We start from the raw sequence: 19,108 nt of genomic DNA, 5'->3' as shown, positions 1-19,108 counted from the left end.
ATGATCGATTTGGCATTACCCATTGTCTTCATGCTGGTTGTGGTAATTGGCGAAGCGCTGGTTCTACAGTGGATGCAGCGTGAGACGGTGAACTGGCATGACGTGGTTTTTAACCTGAATTCAGGGCATATCATGCTGTGGCTTTTTCGCAGCGTGGAAATTTTTTGCTATGGCTATGTCGCGGCGCATTTCAGTTTTGGCTGGGTAGAAACCTGGCCGCCGGTGCTGATGTGGCTGTTCGCGCTGCTCGCCTGGGATTTCGGCTTCTATTGGCTACATCGCCTGCACCATACCTTCGGCGTGCTGTGGGCGGTGCATGTGGTTCACCATCAGGGTGAACATTTTAATCTGTCGCTGGGCGTGCGTAACTCCTGGTATTCCTCGCTGACCTCGATTCCGTTCTTCCTGATTTTGGCGCTGCTCGGCGTTCCACTGTACGTGTTCGTTACCGTTTCCATCCTGCATTACAGCGTTCAGCTCTTTAACCATAATGCGATGACGCCCAAACTGGGCTGGCTGGAAAAGGTGTTGGTGACGCCCGCACATCATCGCGTGCACCACGTGAACGACCGTGCGTACGCCGATAAGAACTTTGGCGGCACCTTCATTTTTTGGGACAAGCTGTTTGGCAGCTTTTGTCCGCAGCTGCCTGACACGCCTTTTCGCTACGGCGCAGGCAAAGAAACGCCATCGAACAATCCGTTTTGGGCCAGTAACCTACCTTTTCTGTCGTACCTGAAACTGTCGGTGCGCCGCACGCGTCAGGCGACGTTTCGCTGTACGCCGATGGCGTTGATTGCTGGGGCGATGCTGCTGTTTGCGCTGGTGGTGGGCTACGTTTATCTGTATGGCTACGGCTATGATTCCGCCGATCTGTCGCAGGCGGCGCTCTTTCTGCTACTGGTGACGGGTGCGGTCGCGCTGGGCGGGATTTCCGAAGGGCGACGCTGGGCCATTTACGTTTGGCTCGTGGTGGTGCTGCTATTCCCAGCCGTGTTTCTTGTCTATCTGGGCTGGGAAGCGCTCTACTGGAAGATCGCGATGCTGATGCTGGCGCTGCACGGGCTGGCAATGGCGGTCGGCTGGGGCCGACGTCCTCTGACCGAGGAGCCTGAAAATGTCTAATGTGCTTCCCACCAAACCCTATCCCGCCAAGGGCGAACAGGCTTTTCATCGGGCATTACAGCGGGAAACGTCGGCCTATCTCCGCGCGAATCACGATCATCGTTTTGCCGATAGCAGGCAGTTTGTTAAGGCCGGATTACTCTTTTTATGCTGCATCGCCTGTTATGCCGTTTGCTTAGTGCAGCAGACGGCGTGGACGTTCTTCCTGAGCTATTTTGCTTTCATCATGCTGTCGATGTTATTGAATATCATCGTTAATCATGACGCCTCCCATAATACCTTTTTCCGCAATCGAACACTGAATCGCGTGGTCGGGCGCATCGTCACGTTACCGTTAGGCATCGATCCCGATTACTGGCGTTTGCGCCATGTGGACTTCCACCACATCTATCCGAATGTGGAACATTACGATCTGGATACAGAAGAGAATGGGGTTTTTCGCCAAACGCCTTTTCAGCGCCACCGTTCCTACATGCGTTATCAGCATCTTTACTGGCCGCTGGTGGCCGCGTTCTCGCTCCCTTATATCGCCTGGATTTTTGATTGGGCCGATCGCTTGGGTAAAACCCCCGTCAATGCCCGTTCAGTACAGTTAGGCTACCGCGGATGGATGATTTTTATCGGCAGTAAAATCGGTCATGTCCTGCTGTTACTGGTGATTCCCATTATGGTGGGGGCGGCACACGGCATTAGCCCAGGCATCGTGCTATTGAGCTATTTGTTGGGGCAGATGCTGGCCTCGTTGCTGGTGGTATTTTTGCTGCTGGGCACACACTGGGCTGAGGCTGAGTTCTATACCATTACCGATACGGAAACGATGCCTCAGGGCTGGTATCAGCACAACTTTGCGACAGCCTGTGACTGGCTGCCGACGCCGCGCTGGCTTGAGCGCTGGACGGGAGGGCTACACTTACATCTGACGCACCATCTTTTTCCGGGATGGCATCATCGCCATTATCCTGCGTTAGCCGATATCTTACGGCGCGTGGCCGCCGAGCATGGCATGAACTACCGCTGTATTACCTATCGTGAGCTACTGGCCAGCCAGCGCCGGTTTTTAAAATTGATGGGCGAAGGTAACGATCAGCGGACTGCGCAATGTGTCGTCAAAGCGGGAGCAGAGGAAGAATGACGCTCGCCCCGCTAAAGCCGCTCCGCTATGAACAAGGTCGCGATCTGGCGTTGCATCGGGCGTTGATGAAGGCTGCGAATGACTATCTGGCGGAAACGGGCGACCACCGTTTTGCCAATGCCGGGTTTATCGGCAAGATGCTGTTTCTGGTGGGGCTGTGTCTGACGTTTTATGGTTTCAGCCTCCGGCAGACGACGCTATGGGGTTTTGCTGGCTGCTATTTTGGCTTTATTTTTACCGCCATGTTTCTGGCGGTGAACGTGGTGCATGACGCCTCGCATAACGTCTTTTTCCGGCGGCCGTGGGCGAATCGTCTGCTCAATATCGTGGTGAGTATTCCGCTCGGCATGGATTCCGACTGCTGGCGAGTGCGGCATGTGATTTTTCATCATGCGCATGTCAATGTGCAGCACTACGATCTGGATATCGAAGAGAATGGCGTTTTGCGGCAATCGCCCTATCATCGGTTTCGCTTTTTTATGCGCGCCCAGCGTTACTACTGGCCGATGGTGGCGTCGCTGACATTCCCCAGCATCATCTGGTTCTTTGACTGGCTGGATCGTGCGGGGAAAACGCAGGTGACGCGCAATATGACGCTTCAGGGCGCTAAGGGCTGGGGTATTTTTCTGTTATCAAAAGCGCTGCATGCCCTGCTGGCACTGGTGATCCCCTATTGGCTGTTGTCGCCGACCCCCGTCAGTGCTGGTGCGCTGTTGCTGGTTTATCTGCTGAGCCAAATGCTGTCATCGCTGATTTTTGTTGTCCTGATTCTGGGGTCGCACTGGGCAAAAGGCACGTTCTATCAGGCACCGGACGATGGCCTATTCAGGCATGGGCGCTATCAGCACGTCTTTTCCACCACGGTGGACTGGGCGACTCGTCCTGCCTGGCTTGGCTACTGGCTGGGGCAGCTTAATATGCACCTGACTCACCATATTTTCCCCAACTGGAATCATCGACACTACCCTGCGTTATCGAAAATTATTGCAGACGTCGCCCCACGTTATGGCATTGATTATCAATGTATTACGTTGAAAGCGATTTTGGTTGAGCAGCAGCGTTTTCTTAAAAAGATGGGAAATGGCAGCAAGCAATAACCCGTTATCCATTTTATCAATCAGTTAGGTTTCATCTGTTTTTCAAGGAGCGATACTTCATGCGTTATTTATCTCTGGCCGCTTCATCCCTGCTGTTCTTTTGCACCTCGTCCGTCTGGGCAATAGATTGCAGCAAGGCCAGCACAGACACTGAGAAAATGATTTGTGCCAGCAGCCGTTTACAGCAGCTTGATACGGTATTAAACAAGGCCTATCAGGGGTACGCGAAAAAAGAGGGCAAAGCGCAGGCGCTCCTGACGCAGCGCGCGTGGCTGGCCGAGCGTGACCGCTGTAAGGATGACGTTTGTCTGGGGAATGAGATGGTTTCCCGTATTCAGGCGCTTTCCGGTAGTGAAAATATCTCTCTGATTACTCAGGCATCAGACCAGTGGGACTTCGTTCTCAGTGTGGCGACGTGCACGCTCGACCCTTCTTACTCAACCTGCGAAGGCCCCGGCACGCTGGATATCTTTAAGAAAGGACGCGGTGATCTGTTCCAGCGTATCACGATGGAAAATATGTTCATCGAGCTGAACAATAAGGGTGAAGTAACAGCGAATCTGGTCGAGGTCTATGGTGAGAACAACAGCGGACTGGTGATTGATGACGCTAACTTCGATCACCACGCGGATATCATGCTGCGTAATGGCAATAACGGCGCTTACGGCGGGCCGTCTTACGATGTGTACCTGTTTGATGTGGAAAAGCAGCAGTTTACCCAGAACGCGCCGCTGACCGAGTTAGCCAGTTCCAACCTCGGCCTGTTCGAGATTGATGAGAAAAGTAAGACCATCACGACGTTTACCAAAAGCGGCTGCTGCTGGCACCAATGGTCTACCTATCAGATAGCGAATAATAACCCTGTCCTGATTGTCGAAAGCACGGAAGCCTACTCCGAAGAGAAGCAGGCGATGGTCGCTACCACCCGCGAACTGGTGGGCGGCAAGTGGAAGGTGAAGGAAGAGATCGTGAAAGTCGACGAACCGTAAGGTTCCCCCTGATTCACAGACAGACGCTGTAGGCTGGCGTCTGTCACCGCCTCGCTCTCGCCACACTCTCGTTATTCCCCGCCAGTTTCCGATACTTTGCAAAAGTGTTACGTCAGACGTTCTCAGCATGACTTTTTTGCCACTTGCCAGACCGAAATGGCAGCGATGAAAAGGTAAATGCCGCGCAGAACGCGCAGCATGGCAAAACTTCACAAAAAAAACGTGTTTTGTTAACAACTCGTTTATGCGTGGTATTCCCTTACCCTACTTTGGAGACGCCTGACATGAGCACCACCCAGAAACGTATGTACATCAACGGTGAGTTTGTTGAAAACAGAAGCGGGAAGTGGATTGATGTGGTGAACCCGGCCACAGAGCAGGTTATTTCACAGATCCCGGAAGGCTCCGCTGATGATGCGAAGAGAGCGATAGAAGCGGCAGAAGCCGCACAGCCGGGCTGGGAAGCGCTGCCAGCGGTTGAACGTGGCGTCTGGCTGCACAAGATTGCCGACGGTATCCGCGAACGCGAAGCCGAACTGACCGACACGATCATCGCGGAAGGCGGCAAGACGCACGGTCTGGCGCAGACGGAAGTGCTGTTCACCGCTGACTATCTTGACTACATGGCGGAGTGGGCGCGCCGTTACGAAGGCGAAATCATTCAGAGCGACCGCCCGAATGAGAACATCTTCGTCTTCCGCAAAGCGATTGGCGTGACGACGGGTATTCTACCGTGGAACTTCCCCTTCTTCCTGATTGCGCGTAAAGCGGCACCGGCACTGATTACGGGCAACACCATTGTTATCAAACCGAGCGAAATCACGCCCAATAATGCGGTGATTTTCGCCGAAATCATTCACAAGATCGGTCTGCCGAAAGGCGTCATCAATTTCGTTACCGGCTACGGCCCGACGGTCGGGCAAGAGCTGGCCGCGAACCCGAAAGTCGGCATGGTCAGCCTGACCGGCAGCGTGGCCGCGGGCATTGCGACCATGACAGCGGCGGCGCAGAACGTGACGAAGGTGTCGCTGGAACTGGGCGGCAAAGCGCCCGCTATCGTGATGGACGACGCCGATCTCGATCTGGCAGTGAAAGCGATTGTCAGTTCCCGTGTCATCAACAGCGGGCAGGTGTGTAACTGCGCCGAGCGCGTTTACGTACAGAAAGGCATTTACGACGAGTTTATTTCCCGTATTAAAGCCGCGATGGAGCAGGTGACTTTCGGCAATACGGCGGAGAAAAAGGCGCTGGATATGGGGCCGCTGATCAGTGCGGCGGCGCGACAGCGCGTAGAAGACAAAGTGGCGAAAGCGGTATCGCAGGGTGCGAAAGTGTTGCTCGGCGGCCAGAGTGCAAGCGGTACGGGCTATTTCTATCCGCCTACGCTGCTGGTGGACGTCAAACAGGACATGCCGATCATGCACGAAGAGGTGTTTGGTCCGGTGCTGCCGGTCGCGACCTTCGACACGCTGGAAGAGGCGATTGCGATGGCGAACGACAGCGAATATGGCCTGACGTCGTCGATCTATACTCAAAACATCAACACCGCGATGAAGGCGCTGAAAGGGCTGAAATTCGGCGAAACCTACATCAACCGTGAGAACTTTGAGGCAATGCAGGGCTTCCATGCGGGCTGGCGTAAATCCGGTGTGGGTGGGGCGGACGGCAAGCACGGCTTGCAGGAATATCTGCAAACGCATGTCGCGTACCTTCAATTTCACTAAAAGCAGCTTCACTCGCGGTCATTCCACTTACCGTAACAGTGGCACAAACAAGAAGAAGGATGGGAAAGGACGATGATCATCTCTGCTTCAACGGACTACCGAGCGGCGGCGCAGCGTAAGCTGCCGCCGTTTCTTTTCCACTACGCCGATGGCGGTGCGTATGGCGAGCACACGCTCAGGCGTAATACTGCCGATTTGGCGGATATCGCGCTGCGCCAGCGCATCCTGAAAAATGTCTCCGACCTGAGCCTGGAAACGCAGCTGTTTGGCGAAAAACTGGCGATGCCGGTGGTGCTGGCACCCGTTGGCCTGACCGGTATGTACGCCCGACGCGGCGAGGTACAGGCTGCCCGTGCGGCAGCGCAGAAGGGCATTCCCTTCACGCTGTCTACTGTCTCCGTCTGCCCGATTGAGGAGGTCGCACCCACTATCGATCGGCCGCTGTGGTTCCAGCTCTACGTGTTAAAAGACCGCGGCTTTATGCGCAATGTGCTGGAACGCGCGCAGGCGGCAGGGATCAAGACGCTGGTGTTTACCGTGGATATGCCGACGCCGGGCGCGCGCTATCGCGATGCCCATTCCGGCATGAGCGGCCCGAATGCGGCGATACGCCGTGTGTTGCAGGCGATGGTGCATCCACAGTGGGCATGGGACGTTGGCCTGAACGGTAAACCGCACGACCTGGGGAATGTTTCCGCCTACCGCGGCACGCCGACGACGCTGGAAAACTATATCGGCTGGCTGGCGGAGAATTTCGATTCCTCTATTTCGTGGCAGGATTTGGCGTGGATCCGCGAGATGTGGAAAGGGCCGATGATCATCAAAGGCATCCTCGACCCAGAGGATGCCAAAGAGGCGGTGAAATTCGGCGCGGATGGCATCGTGGTCTCCAACCACGGTGGTCGACAACTGGACGGCGTGCTATCGACGGCACATGCGTTGCCAGCCATCGCCGATGCGGTGAAAGGTGATATCACCATTCTGGCAGATTCTGGTATTCGTACCGGGCTGGACGTGGTGCGTATGATCGCACTGGGTGCGGACGGCGTGATGCTCGGGCGCGCGTTTGTCTACGCGTTAGCGGCAGCGGGCGAGGCTGGCGTGGTTAACCTGCTGAACCTGATCGAAAAAGAGATGCGTGTAGCGATGACGCTCACCGGTGCCAAATCCATTGCCGACATCACCACGGACTCACTGGTACACGCGACCCAGCGGCGGTTGGATGGCCTGTAAGCACGAATCACGCGGTGAGAGGCATTTACCGCGTGATGGCTTTGAACCTTCCCCTGAACGTTGGTAGCCTTTGCACGATAAAGCTGCGTTGGGGGATAGGTGAATGGGTGGGCGAACAATTACTGTGGTGGATTACGATCCACAGTGGGCAACGAAGTATGAAACGGCGGCGTGTGCGATAGCACAGGCGCTTGGTGAGGTTGCGGTGAGGCTTCATCATATCGGTAGCACGGCCGTGCCGGGATTACCCGCCAAACCAGTGATTGATATGCTGCTGGAAGTGATTTCGCTGTCCGATTTGGACCGATTGGATCATGTCATGGTCGATTTGGGCTATCGTCCCCGTGGAGAAAATGGGATCGCGGGGCGTCGTTACTATACTAAGGGCGGCGATGATCGTACGCATCACCTGCACGCCTTCGTGGTGGGTGATGAGCATATTCAGCGGCACTTGGCTTTCCGTGATTATCTGCGGGCAAATCCTGCCGTGTGTGCGGAATACGCGGCAATAAAACGCGCTGCCGCGCTGGCATGTGACAACAATGCTGCGGTATACAGTCAGCTAAAAAATGACTTTATTGCCACACATGAGATGCGCGCCTAGCCATTTCCTTTGCGTCATGTGCTTTTTCCTATATTGCAAACGCCCCACTTCGTTCTATATTTCGAGAGCAGATTGAACGAAGGGGAAATCGTTGTGAATATTAAAGGGCTTACGAAGGGATTCTTCATCCTTATCTTATTTATCGTCACGTTGGCGTTTTTTGACATCCTGGCACCGTATTATTCCGCCATCTTGTGGGCGGCGGTGCTGGCCATTATCTTCCATCCGCTGAAAAGCAAAATTCGGCAAAAATTGAACGATCGCAACGGCATTGCCTCGTTGCTGACCGTCCTGATCATCTTCCTGCTCGTCTTCATTCCGTTGGGGATCATTGTTTCCTCGCTGGTGGTTGAAATTAACGGGGTTTACACCCGATTGCAGGACAGTAATACGCAATTTCCGGTGGTGCTGGCGGAGCTGATTCAGCATCTGCCGAAGTGGGCACGACATTTCCTCGCGGAACACAATCTGGATAACGCCGCCAAAATACAGCAAGAGCTTTCTCAGGTTGTGCTGAAAGGTGGGCAATATCTGGCGGGAAGCGTGCTGCTGATTGGCAAAGGCACATTCACCTTCTTCATTGGTTTCGGGGTGATGCTCTACCTGCTTTTCTTCCTCCTGAAAGACGGAGCCTATCTGGTTAACCTGATTCTGGAATCGCTACCGCTTTCCACCCATGTTAAGCATCACCTGCTGGTGAAGTTTGCCGCCGTATCTCGGGCGACAGTGAAAGGCACCGTGGTTGTGGCGATTGTGCAGGGGACTCTAGGCGGGATTGCGTTCTCCATCGCAGGAATAGAAGGCAGCCTGCTGTGGGGCTCGCTGATGGCGTTCCTGTCGCTTATTCCCGCAGTGGGGTCGGCGATTATCTGGGTGCCTGCCGCTATCTTCCTGTTCGCGACGGATATGCTCTGGCAAGCCATCTTCATTGTCGCGTTCTTCGTGCTGGTGATTGGGCTGGTGGACAACATTTTGCGCCCGCTGTTGGTGGGGAAAGACACCAAAATGCCGGATTACCTGATTCTGATCGCCACGCTGGGCGGCATGGAAATCTACGGCATCAACGGTTTTGTGATTGGCCCGCTGATTGCTGCGCTGTTCATCGCCTGTTGGAACATCCTCTCTGGTCGCGATAATCAGGAAAATATTGAAGGTATCGACGAAGATTTTATCGAGGAAGGTCGGCAGCATCCGAGTATGGCGAAGCCGGAACAGAATGAGATGCTAGAAAATCAGGCAGCGGAAGGTCAGGAGGTTGAACGTAAGACCACGGAGTAAGTTCGCTGCTCGTGTTAGTGATATTTGGTCGTGAGTAAGAGGAATTGGCTCTGGTTTGGCTGATTCCTCTTACGTCCAACTCTCTTGCCCTTCGGGCGTGATCCACACGACGCCAGCGGGGGCTTTGGCTAAGAACCACAGGCCATATTCGTCGACATCATCAAATTCATCATCGGATATTTCAGGTGGAAAGGCATGGCGGAGCCGATCGACCTGATGTTTCGGGTCGCCTTGCAAATAGTCTCCCTGACTGGCAAGCCTGATTCTGCCTTCCTCGATGAGCCGTTCCAGCAGCGTAAAAAACAGCACCTGACGCTGGGCGTAGGTTCTGGGATTGCCCCGACACTCCACCGCAATATGTTGCCATATCGCACCCATCGACAGCCCGTATGCGCTAGTCGCAACAGCATCGTAAATGTCGTTGTCGTCCATACTCGCTTCTCTCTTCAGCATTCTCGCTGGCTCAGCGCGTTGGGTCATAAGCCTGTGCCTCGGCGTCCCACGGTATGCCGCGATCGTCAACCGCGACGTGCCATTCACAGTGTGTTAGGGCGGTGCGGATTTCGGATAAACACTGGCACCAGTGCTGTACGCCAATCCAGGTGGCATCTTCATCGCTATCGGGGAGTTTGGTCGAACCTGAGAACACGATTCCTTTTCTGAAAACGTTACCGATTTTCACGTTGAGGGCGAAATTAAATGATTCCCAGTTTATGCCGTCGCCGGTCGTCAGATATTTCTCAATGTGTTCATTAACGGAATGGCGTTGGACAATCTCCTTCACGGCAGATATCTCTTTTGGGCTCAGGGATTTTTTACGTCGTGCGGTGTAATAGAGAGAAATTGCCACGTTGCCTCGTTTATCATTAGTGTTTAAGGTGAGGTAATGCTTTAAGGTAATACAACATAAATTTTCGAATAAAAAGCGGCGTAAAATAATCAGGATGTTCTGATTTTATAAAGGTAAGGGATGGTTATGTTTGGGAAAATGCTTCTGATAGGAATAAGTGCGGTATTACTCAGCGGATGTTCGGTTGCGACCTATAGTCATAAACTGGAGGATTATCAGGGTGCTGAACGCGTGGGTATGACGTTCGATAACCGCAATCTCGACTATGTTCGCGTTTATCCGACGACCGACAGATGTATTAATATTGATGCACCAGAAAATGGCTATACCAATAATGCGTTTGGGTTCCAAACTAAACTCAATAATAAAGAACTCGGCTTCCCTGAAATCCCAGAAACGCCAACGATGATTCGTGAATTTTGGGTCAGCGCGCAACACAATATTGCGGTCAGAATGATTGCTGCCAATGGCGGATTTAGTACCGTCACGTTTAAACCTGTGGTCGGAAATTACTATTATGTCACCGGCGAGTTTGCTGGTGCTTATTCGCCACGTCGCCTCGAAGTCTACGAAGTGTTCAAAACCGAAAAAGGCTACTACGACCGCCGACCCGTCAAAGATTTGATGCTGAAGAACTGCGGACAATTTTCTTCCAGAATGCAGAAATTCTAATGCTTGGCCAGACAGTGATGCTGTCTGGCCGTCTCACCGAACTTACGTTAGCTGTTTTCCAGAAAACGTGCCGGCATACCAGGCATCCATCACCGATAGCAGGTTTTTCACTTCATCCACGGTCAGGCCATACGAGTCGGCGTTTTCATGGGGTTTAACGACGAGTAGCTGAACATCGGCACGCGTATGCAGATAATCGAACTGATATTGCACTTCCTTGTTGTCGTACAGACTTCCGCCAACGTTTCCAGCTTTGCGTAACTGAGTGATCTGTTTATCCTTCGCGGCCGGATCTTCCGCCCAAATCAGGAAATCACGCAGCGGCTGTGTCTGCCGGGCAAAATCATCACGCGTGAAGCCAAAATAGGCGTAACGCTTTCTGACCACTAACGCGATTTTGCTCTTATCATCGGATATCTTGACGTCAAAAGATCGCTTACCCACGGTACAGTCGCGGAATTTAGGCTTGTAATCGCAGGCGGAAAGGTTCTCGGCTTCATAAACTTCGTAAAGACGCAGCGTGGCATATTTATCGAAGGTGGTAACCGCCTGACAGCCGGTTAAGACAAGAAGGAGAAAGGGGAGGACGAGATAACGCATGTCGGTTGTTTTTCCCTGTTTTGTTGCGGGTGTGGATGTTCTAAAGATGGTGTTCAGTGGCGGCTTTTGACATAGACACTGTTGATAACCATCATAATTCTCCATTGAACATGTCGATAGTTTCGTCTTTATTCAAATCATTAAAATTATCTGGGGCTGAAACCTGAGCTCTCATAAAACCAATGCGTGGTACTTGCTCGATAACGGGAGGAGGAACGATAGCGCTGTGGGCGATCAGATTGTCCTCACTCGTTTCAGGTACCCGATTGATAATTTTAGAGAAATATGGTTTTCCCTCATGATGATTAACCTTTTCCATTAATCCCCCAAAGCGTTGATCCGGATTTTCAAAAAAGCCGATTTATATGAACGAGCCTACTGATGGTGAAAAAATTGGTCAATCATCTGACGGATGAAAATGTAGGCTGGAAGTTATCGCCAGCATACGATTTGAACCCGATAGTGGGTAAACATGGCTTAGATCTCAACATTTCCGATACCGTTAATGAACTCGACTCTGCACTGGCTTTCGAAGTGATCGATTTCGTTCGCTTAAGCCGTAGCGAGCAACTTGCCAAACAAAAGGCGTTTAATGTGTAGGGCTGGTCGGTTTTATTGGCGTGTGTTGATAAGGACAGAATAGCGGTAAGTGTCTCTATGTTTAGGCGGAATAAGGACAAAACGCCAGCCAATAAGGACAGTTTGTAGGAAAGTTGTCCTTATTGGGCTCTGATAGGGACAATTTAGGTGAGGTTTGTGGTGCGGTAACAAAATCTAAAGCAGAGTCTAGGGATAACAACTTAACAGTCTGTCATGCGTTTCTTTCATTTTTCACCAACGCCAAAACTTCCGCCCTTTTCTCTGGTGGCAATGCCAAAAACGTCAGCATCATTTCGGCTAACTCATCGTTCTCTGTATAGAAGTAGGCGAGCGGCACGTCTAGTGCTTCTGCTAACTGCTGTGCAGTCTCAATGCTTGCTTGGTGAACGCCTTTCTCATAGCGGTTGATTCGTGTGCTAGCGACGAATTCATCGATACCAGCAGCAATGCCGAGTTTTTTCTGCGATAAGCCTTTCGCCAAGCGAGCCTGTTTTAGTCGTTGGCAGAAAACGTCATGGTAATTTTGTCTTGTTATCATGACTACGAGAATCGTAGTTTTTTCTTGAGCTAGATACTACGAATAACGTAGTATTCGTGGTGCATGTTCCTTTAATGATGAACAGTTAGGAGGTTAGATGAAAAAGGATTGGCACAAAGCGGATATTATTGCTGCCTTACACAAAAAAAGTACCTCAATGGCTGCGCTTTCACGTTCTTTAGGTTTGAGTTCGTCAACGCTGGCAAATGTATTGACGCGTCCTTGGCCTAAAGGCGAATGGCTGGTTGCAGGCGCACTTGGCGTACATCCCGCCGAAATATGGCCGAGTCGTTATTACGATACGGAGGGGAGCTTGCTTGATCGAAAAGCGAAAATAAGGGGTGATAAGACGTAATGAACGTCTGGCAGACTATTTATTTTCCAGCGAGTTGAGTAGAGTCATTTGCTCTGCTGCGGATAGCTCTGAGAATGTCAGAATCATTCTTGCCAGATTATCATCAGTGGCATAGAAATAGGCGAGGGGAACATCCAGTGCCTCAGCCAAACGGCTGGCGGTGACGAGGTTGGCTTCATGCACGCCTTTCTCATAACGGTTAATTCGGGCGCTTGCTACGAATTCATCAATTCCGGCTGCGATACCCAGCCCTTTCTGAGACAGCCCCCTTAACAATCGGGCATCCTTGAGACGTTGACTGAAAATATCACGATGTTGCTGACGAGTATTCATAGCTACGATATTCGTAGGTATGAAAGGTCTTAGATACTACGCATATCGTAGTCTCTGGTTTTGGTTAGTGATAAAAAATGAAAACTCACCTTCTCAGAAGGTGAGTTTGGTTGAACCGATTATTCGGTGAAAGACGTCTATAAGGAAGCCTTGACGGTATCACATGCAGGAGAGGGGGAAGGGAAATAACGCGACAAAAACGCTCTGAGCGTTGTATCTAATACTGGCCACTTATCAAACATAGTGTGAGCGCACCTTGCGCTCTTCAAAATAAGCACCCAAAAGAATGCCTCGCCCATTCAAAATGGATATCACCGTGTCCAAATTCTATAAAAATGCTCAATATGGACATAGTGGTGTCCCTGGCTGGCGATATACAAGAGTCGAGAGAGAAGGTTACTCAAGTTTAATAGGTCTACACTAAGTTACTTTTTACGTAACAATCTGTAGACCTTTTCTTGCGCAGGTCTAGCATCAGGTCTACACTACATTACTTATTTGGTAATGTAGTGTAGACCTATGGCTAAATCTGATGAGCTATTAAACGCGTTGGCTAAAGCAGTGAACGCTGGTGGTGGCATTCACAGTGTAACAGAGCTGGCTTTTATGCAGGGTGTGCCTTGTGACTCAGCCTTTAGAAAATTCCTGGCAGATTGCGTAAAGAAGGGGTTGCTAAGACGAGTGGTGAAAGGCTTCTATGAAAGTGTTATTACACCACCTGAACCTGAGACTGCCATTTATAAAATCATCAAAAAGTTGCGCAGCGGCGTATTGAGCTACATCAGCTTAGAAAGTCAGCTCAGTCATACCGGTGATATTTCACAAGTTGTGATGGGTAGAGTCACTGTGGTGACTAAAGGTCGAAGTGGTTGTTTTGATACGCCTTATGGCGTGATCGAGTTTACCCATACTAAAAAGCCAGTCGAGCAAATTGCACCTAATTTGTACTATGACCCCGACATCAAAATGTATCGCGCATACAAGGAACAAGCGATTGCAGATCTAAAACACTGCCAGCGCAATCTACATATGTTGGAGAGCTAAGCATGGGGGAGTGTATGGGAGATAACGTATGCTGAAGCAACAAATTCGCCAAATTGTCCAGTCAAACCCTGACTATGCCGCAGTGACACCCGTCATAGAAAAAGAGATCTTGCATCATGACATTATCGATGTGCTGATCAAACAGGGCGTCATGCAGCGGTTAACGTTCATTGGCGGCACCTCATTACGAATGTGTTACAACAGCAGCAGGCTATCAGAAGATCTTGATTTCAATGGTGGTCATGATTTCAAGCCCTCAGCGTTTGAGGGGCTGGAGTCCGAAATCCAAACCTATATTCAGAACAAGTATGAAACCGAGGTTTGGGTAAACAAACCTTCTGGCGAGCAGCAAGGGGATACCGTTTCTTGGAAAATTAGTATCGTAAAAGAAGCTAATCGTCCTGATTTGCCACGGCAAAAAATGCATATTGACGTCTGTGCTATTCCGTCATTTGATCTTGAAAAGCGCCCGCTAATCAATCATTACGACATTGTTGTACCGACTGAAGGGATCTTGGTCCCGGTACAGTCGTTACAAGAAACATTGGCTGATAAGCTGATCGCGTTAGCGTATCGGGCAAGACGTATTAAACCTCGTGATATCTGGGATATTATTTGGATTAAGCAGCGCGGTATTGATTTATCCAAGACACTGGTTGAAAAGAAGCTCACCGCCAGACAGAAGCAAACAGAAGACTTTCGACAGGCGCTGTCTATTCAGTTAGCCAAGCTGATGTCGGAAGATGAAGTCCGTGACGACTTCAATATGGAAATGAGCCGCTTTATCCCTAAGCCAATTAAAGAGAGAACTCTCGATAATCCTGAATATTGGGCTTATGTTCAGGGCGAGGTGCATGCCATCGCGTCTGAGTTACTGAATGACGGAGCACCAAAAAATCCATTTGATATGGGTTAGCCCCATGTTTTTCTCCCTCCATCATAAAACAAAAAAGGCCATGATTTACAATGGCCTTTTGTCCTGATACGACTTAGTGAGACAACACGAGATCGTGTGAAACCTTACTCAATATTCTGAATCTGTTCCCGCATTTGCTCGATCAGCACTTTCAGTTCAATGGCTGAAGCGGTGACGTCGGCGTTGATGGATTTCGAGGCCAGCGTGTTCGATTCGCGGTTGAATTCCTGCATCATGAAGTCGAGGCGGCGGCCGACGGCTTCTTCTTTTTTCAGGATTTTGTAGGTTTCTTTGACGTGGGCGTCGAGGCGGTCCAGTTCTTCCGAGACGTCGACGCGTTGTGCCATCAGAACCAGTTCCTGTTCCAGACGGTTATTTTCCAGCTGTACCTGTGCATCTTCCAGCTTGCTTTGCAGGCGCTCGCGCTGCCATAGCAGGATGTTCGGCATCTGGGCGCGGACTTTGACGACTTCGGCGCTGACACCAGCCAGACGCTGTTCGATCATCCCTTTCAGCGCATCACCTTCGCTTTCACGGGCGGCGATGAAATCATCCAGCGCGCCTTCCAGTGCTGTCAGCAGTTCGGCGCTGATGGCGTCCAGATCCTGCTCTTCCGCCGACATCACGCCGGGCCAGCGCAGGATATCAACCGGGTTGATTTCCCCTTCGTCGCTCTGCATCTTGACCCAGTTGGCGGCATTAACCAGCTGTTTAGCCAGCTTTTCGTTCAGGATCAGCGCACTTTGTGCACTCGGGTCGAGCTCAAAACGCAGGTTGCATTCGATTTTGCCACGGGTTAAACGGGCGCGGATGCGCTCACGTGCAACAGGTTCGAGGCTGCGGAATTGTTCCGGTAAACGAAGATAGGTTTCCAGATAGCGCTGGTTAACGGAACGCAGTTCCCAGGCTGCGCTTCCCCAGTTGCCCTTGATCTCTCGGCGGGCGTAAGCGGTCATGCTGCGAATCATTGGTGCATACCTGTAAAGCAAATGATGAGAAGGATTATAGCGTTGAGTTCCGCGCAGGGGATAGAAAAAACCGCCTGCCCGGCGCTGCCCGTCGAGAATCAGGCGGCGTAAAGCAGCGTCTCGTTCTGTCTGGCGATGTCGCGACAGCGGTTTTTCATCATCTGTTTCAGTTGCAGCGTCGCCTGTGATTGTGGGTTATCGCGGCGGCTGATCAGCGTGACTTCAAAAGGCAGCGGCTGGTCGATAGGGACGATCTTGAGCTGGTCGGCATAGCGACAGGCGGTAAAGAGATCGACGATGCCCGTACCGCCGCCCGCCAGCACCATGTCGGCAATCACCGAGTAGGTTTTAATGTAGAGCGAAGCCGCTGGCTGTAGCGCTCTGTCGCGCAGCGCACGGTGTAGCACCTGACCGAGCGGATCCTTATGCTGCATCATCAGCAGATTGTTGTTGCACAGCCATTCCAGCGAGACAGGGCCGTTTATCGGGCTGTCTTTCGGCAATAGAGCAACCATAGTGGACTGGAACAGCGGTTCTGCCAGCAGCTCGGACGGCACCTGCTGACCAAAGATCAGCGCGAAATCGAGCTGGTTTTGCAGGATGTTCTGGCACAGCGTGCTGAAGTGCTCGGTGACGAGTTCAACGTTAACCAAGGCTGCCTGCTTATGAAATTCCACCAGCGTCGGGGCCACGATCATCTGCCCGAATGCGTGCGCGGCACCCAGCCGTACGGAGTGGGCCTTGCTGGTTTTGATTTGTTCGGTGAGTGAACTGATGCTTTGCAGATGGCTGAAAAGTTCCTGAACTTTCGGTATCAGGCGCAGTCCTTCTTCGGTGGCGATCATTCCCTGTGTGCGACGTTCAAACAGGGAAAAACCGAGCTGCTGCTCTGCGTGATTCAATACCCGGCTGACGTTCGGCTGCGACACGTTGAGCAAGCGGGCCGCGCCGCTGATGGTGCCTGCCTGAACAATGGCCTGGAAAATTTCAATATGGCGTAATCGCATGAGTGCAGGCTCCGGCTGATGCTTTCTAATGAGCATCGTATGAGTAATAACCAAAATGCCTGCAATTATTACGCCAGTTTCTAATTTTTTTCCTGCGCGGCCCGCGGCGTTTCCTAATGATTAGGATGCACAATTATGGTGCGCAATGCTCCATAATTGTGCGTCATGGTCGAAGATGGTGCAATTCGACCTGTGTATGATAGCGCGACAGATTTAGCGATAAATATCGGCGACGGGTTCTTCACCGACATAGCCATAGCCGCGGTACATCCCTTCGCTGTTAAACGGCAGAGCGATGTTGCCCGCTTTATCGACGGCAATCAGTCCGCCGCTGCCGTCCATCTGCACCAGTTTCTCCATCACTACGCGATCGCTGGCCTGCTGTAGCGTGAGTCCGGCATATTCCATCAGCGCCGAGACATCATAGGCGGCGACGGCGCGCATAAAGACTTCACCGGTGCCGGTGCAGGAAACGGCTACCGTCTGGTTATTGGCGTAGCAGCCTGCGCCGATGATCGGGCTGTCGCCCACGCGTCCGGCCTGCTTGTTGGTCATGCCACCCGTCGAGGTTGCTGCCGCGAGGTTACCCGCGCTGTCGAGTGCTACTGCGCCGACTGTGCCGAATTTACGGTCGGGATCGATAGGGTCGTTCTGGCCGTCATGGTCGAGGATGACGCGGCCTGAACCTGCCTGCGCGTTATGCAGCTGTTGGCGGCGCTCGTCGGTGGAGAAAAACGTAGGATCAACCATCTCCAGACCGTGCTGCTGTGCAAAGGTTTCCGCGCCGTCGGCGGTAAACATCACATGCTGACTGGCTTCGAGTACGGTACGCGCAGCTAGAATCGGGTTACGAATATGGCTGACGCAGCTCACCGCGCCTGCATCCAGCGAACGTCCGTCCATGATGCTGGCGTCAAGTTCGTGGGTTTCCGCGTGGGTGAAGACCGAGCCGTGTCCGGCATTGAATAACGGACACTCTTCCAACAGGCGAACGGCTTCCGTTACGGCATCTAGCGCGCTGCCGTTTTCAGCCAGAATGCGTTGTCCGCTGGCGACAATCTCGGACAGCGCCGCCAGATAGCGTTGCTCTTTTTCAGCACTCATAGCTGAGCGGGTCAGCGCACCTGCGCCACCGTGGATCACAATCACGGGCTTTGTCATGCGATAAATTCTCTTTTCAGTCGGTTTACGCCCCGGAATAAGGGGCGAATAGGCCATCAGTTTTGCGTTGTCGCCAGATAGGAGAAGGCACCCAGCAGGCTGGTGATTTCCCGCATGCTCTGCGCCGTATAACCTACGGTTATGGCATCCAAACGTTCAACATTCGGCAGCAGACAGAATAGATCGGCCAGTACCGGTTTTGCCACCATCAGTTCAAGACGGTAGGGTGCCTGAATCCGCGAGTTCAGCGTCCGGTGCGCTTTTTCCACCGCCGCTTTTGCCGCGTCACGAATCACCTGACGCGCCTGTTCAGTGCTGAGAGATTCGGCTGCGTGCTGCGAAATAGCGCGTTTGACGCAGGCGTAGTCGGTAGCAGGGTAGTAGTGGGCGATCCAGCTTTGGAGCGTGTCGTCACCGCTGACCAGCCAGAGCGGCGTCTTCTGTTCCACACCGGCGGCAGCGTAGATGTCGCTTTCGCCCATGATTTCACCGTTGATACGCACGCGGTAGAACGCCCGACCGTTGATGGTATGCGACAGCACGCCGAACTCGCCCGCCGCGCTGTGATAACCGATGAACATCAGGCCGTCGAACTGCTGTTGCTCCAGTCCTTCGACCATCGAGTAGCCGCGCGGTTTGCCCTGTACCAGTCGGGCGCGAGCGTCGATGTTCTCCGCGCGCAGATTGACCATTGCCGCATGGCTGTCGGCGACCACCACCTCTGTTGCGCCACCCGCGAACGCGCCGTCAATCGCGGCGTTCACTTCCTGTTCCATCAGGCCGCGTGCCAGTTGATATTCCGCGGTGCCGGGGCTGCACTGTTCTGGGCGCATCACGCCAGCGATCCCTTCGATATCAGCAGAGATAAACACTTTCATCATC

At 52.3% G+C, this 19,108-nt stretch carries 22 protein-coding genes and 1 pseudogene; 13 read left to right on the top strand and 10 right to left on the bottom strand.

All coding sequences use genetic code 11. The features are described 5' to 3' along the window. The 8 genes from BJJ97_RS04395 (at position 1) to BJJ97_RS04360 (ending at position 9,182) form a co-directional block, all read left to right on the top strand. Entirely contained in the window at positions 1–1,125 is a 1,125-nt protein-coding gene (locus tag BJJ97_RS04395; protein WP_095993180.1) for a sterol desaturase family protein, read from the top strand. Next, entirely contained in the window at positions 1,118–2,257 is a 1,140-nt protein-coding gene (locus BJJ97_RS04390) for a fatty acid desaturase family protein (RefSeq protein WP_095993179.1), read from the top strand. Before BJJ97_RS04395 ends, BJJ97_RS04390 begins: the two co-directional genes overlap by 8 nt. Beyond that, entirely contained in the window at positions 2,254–3,354 is a 1,101-nt protein-coding gene (locus tag BJJ97_RS04385) for a fatty acid desaturase family protein (protein WP_095993178.1), read from the top strand. Before BJJ97_RS04390 ends, BJJ97_RS04385 begins: the two co-directional genes overlap by 4 nt. 59 nt (positions 3,355–3,413) lie before the next feature. Beyond that, positions 3,414–4,343 carry a lysozyme inhibitor LprI family protein gene (locus BJJ97_RS04380; RefSeq protein WP_095993177.1) on the top strand — a complete coding sequence of 310 codons (930 nt, stop codon included), beginning with the start codon at positions 3,414–3,416 and terminating at the stop codon, positions 4,341–4,343. A gap of 284 nt (positions 4,344–4,627) precedes the next feature. Continuing rightward, complete coding sequence (aldA, locus tag BJJ97_RS04375; protein ID WP_095993176.1) at positions 4,628–6,067, top strand: aldehyde dehydrogenase; 1,440 nt, start codon at positions 4,628–4,630, stop codon at positions 6,065–6,067. A 72-nt stretch (positions 6,068–6,139) separates the two neighbouring features. After that, on the top strand, positions 6,140–7,300 hold the full coding sequence (gene lldD, locus BJJ97_RS04370) for an FMN-dependent L-lactate dehydrogenase LldD (RefSeq protein ID WP_039463405.1): 1,161 nt from the start codon (positions 6,140–6,142) through the stop codon (positions 7,298–7,300). Between the two features lie 103 nt (positions 7,301–7,403). Then, entirely contained in the window at positions 7,404–7,904 is a 501-nt protein-coding gene (locus BJJ97_RS04365; RefSeq protein ID WP_095993175.1) for a GrpB family protein, read from the top strand. 93 nt (positions 7,905–7,997) lie between these two features. Beyond that, positions 7,998–9,182, top strand: a complete 1,185-nt coding sequence (locus tag BJJ97_RS04360) for an AI-2E family transporter (RefSeq protein WP_095993174.1) — start codon at positions 7,998–8,000, stop codon at positions 9,180–9,182. 69 nt (positions 9,183–9,251) lie between these two features. On the opposite strand, the gene BJJ97_RS04355 is transcribed toward BJJ97_RS04360, so the two are convergent. Together BJJ97_RS04355 and BJJ97_RS04350 are read right to left on the bottom strand one after the other, a co-directional pair. Next, positions 9,252–9,662, bottom strand: coding sequence for a DUF596 domain-containing protein (locus BJJ97_RS04355; protein WP_319424411.1), 411 nt, complete (start codon positions 9,660–9,662; stop codon positions 9,252–9,254). Beyond that, a complete protein-coding gene (locus tag BJJ97_RS04350) occupies positions 9,646–10,032 on the bottom strand; it encodes a hypothetical protein (protein WP_193438349.1) in 387 nt (128 codons plus the stop codon). The genes BJJ97_RS04355 and BJJ97_RS04350 overlap by 17 nt, the downstream gene beginning before the upstream one ends. A 126-nt stretch (positions 10,033–10,158) precedes the next feature. On the opposite strand from BJJ97_RS04350, the gene BJJ97_RS04345 reads away from it, so the two are divergent. Beyond that, a complete protein-coding gene (locus tag BJJ97_RS04345; protein ID WP_095993172.1) occupies positions 10,159–10,704 on the top strand; it encodes a hypothetical protein in 546 nt (181 codons plus the stop codon). Between the two features lie 42 nt (positions 10,705–10,746). Here the strand turns inward: BJJ97_RS04345 and BJJ97_RS04340 are convergent, their stop codons facing one another. Both BJJ97_RS04340 and BJJ97_RS04335 read right to left on the bottom strand, forming a co-directional pair. Next, the gene (locus BJJ97_RS04340) at positions 10,747–11,304 is read right to left on the bottom strand and encodes a hypothetical protein (protein WP_095993171.1); all 558 of its coding nucleotides are present in this window, start codon (positions 11,302–11,304) and stop codon (positions 10,747–10,749) included. Positions 11,305–11,395: 91 nt separating this feature from the next. Beyond that, positions 11,396–11,623 (bottom strand): hypothetical protein, encoded by a 228-nt coding sequence (locus BJJ97_RS04335; protein WP_095993170.1) that lies wholly within the window; start codon positions 11,621–11,623, stop codon positions 11,396–11,398. 104 nt (positions 11,624–11,727) lie between these two features. Between BJJ97_RS04335 and BJJ97_RS04330 the strand changes: the two are divergent. Beyond that, positions 11,728–11,904, top strand: a pseudogene (locus tag BJJ97_RS04330) (type II toxin-antitoxin system HipA family toxin); the annotation flags it as partial. Positions 11,905–12,115: 211 nt separating this feature from the next. Here the strand turns inward: BJJ97_RS04330 and BJJ97_RS04325 are convergent. After that, positions 12,116–12,442 carry a helix-turn-helix domain-containing protein gene (locus BJJ97_RS04325; RefSeq protein WP_095993169.1) on the bottom strand — a complete coding sequence of 109 codons (327 nt, stop codon included), beginning with the start codon at positions 12,440–12,442 and terminating at the stop codon, positions 12,116–12,118. 97 nt (positions 12,443–12,539) lie between these two features. Between BJJ97_RS04325 and BJJ97_RS04320 the strand changes: the two genes are divergently transcribed. Continuing rightward, positions 12,540–12,797: a helix-turn-helix domain-containing protein gene (locus BJJ97_RS04320; protein ID WP_095993168.1), complete on the top strand. Its 258-nt coding sequence runs from the start codon at positions 12,540–12,542 to the stop codon at positions 12,795–12,797. Between the two features lie 15 nt (positions 12,798–12,812). Here the strand turns inward: BJJ97_RS04320 and BJJ97_RS04315 are convergent, their stop codons facing one another. Beyond that, positions 12,813–13,130, bottom strand: coding sequence for a helix-turn-helix domain-containing protein (locus BJJ97_RS04315; RefSeq protein WP_095993167.1), 318 nt, complete (start codon positions 13,128–13,130; stop codon positions 12,813–12,815). A gap of 519 nt (positions 13,131–13,649) precedes the next feature. On the opposite strand from BJJ97_RS04315, the gene abiEi reads away from it, so the two are divergent. Continuing rightward, positions 13,650–14,174 (top strand): type IV toxin-antitoxin system AbiEi family antitoxin, encoded by a 525-nt coding sequence (abiEi, locus tag BJJ97_RS04310; RefSeq protein ID WP_095993166.1) that lies wholly within the window; start codon positions 13,650–13,652, stop codon positions 14,172–14,174. Positions 14,175–14,202: 28 nt separating this feature from the next. Beyond that, on the top strand, positions 14,203–15,090 hold the full coding sequence (locus tag BJJ97_RS04305) for a nucleotidyl transferase AbiEii/AbiGii toxin family protein (protein ID WP_095993165.1): 888 nt from the start codon (positions 14,203–14,205) through the stop codon (positions 15,088–15,090). A gap of 104 nt (positions 15,091–15,194) precedes the next feature. Here the strand turns inward: BJJ97_RS04305 and BJJ97_RS04300 are convergent, their stop codons facing one another. From BJJ97_RS04300 to BJJ97_RS04285, 4 genes are all read right to left on the bottom strand, one after another. After that, the gene (locus tag BJJ97_RS04300; protein ID WP_095993164.1) at positions 15,195–16,058 is read right to left on the bottom strand and encodes a YicC/YloC family endoribonuclease; all 864 of its coding nucleotides are present in this window, start codon (positions 16,056–16,058) and stop codon (positions 15,195–15,197) included. Positions 16,059–16,156: 98 nt separating this feature from the next. Continuing rightward, positions 16,157–17,065: a LysR family transcriptional regulator gene (locus BJJ97_RS04295; RefSeq protein ID WP_039474568.1), complete on the bottom strand. Its 909-nt coding sequence runs from the start codon at positions 17,063–17,065 to the stop codon at positions 16,157–16,159. Positions 17,066–17,278: 213 nt separating this feature from the next. Further along, positions 17,279–18,226 (bottom strand): isoaspartyl peptidase/L-asparaginase family protein, encoded by a 948-nt coding sequence (locus tag BJJ97_RS04290; protein WP_095993163.1) that lies wholly within the window; start codon positions 18,224–18,226, stop codon positions 17,279–17,281. Positions 18,227–18,282: 56 nt separating this feature from the next. Then, positions 18,283–19,104, bottom strand: coding sequence for a M55 family metallopeptidase (locus BJJ97_RS04285; RefSeq protein WP_095701183.1), 822 nt, complete (start codon positions 19,102–19,104; stop codon positions 18,283–18,285). Positions 19,105–19,108 lie beyond the last annotated feature (4 nt).

The organism is Pectobacterium polaris (genome assembly GCF_002307355.1).
Taxonomy (GTDB): domain Bacteria; phylum Pseudomonadota; class Gammaproteobacteria; order Enterobacterales; family Enterobacteriaceae; genus Pectobacterium; species Pectobacterium polare.
Note: the sequence above shows the minus strand (reverse complement) of the source record. Positions and strands in the feature narration are given on the sequence as shown.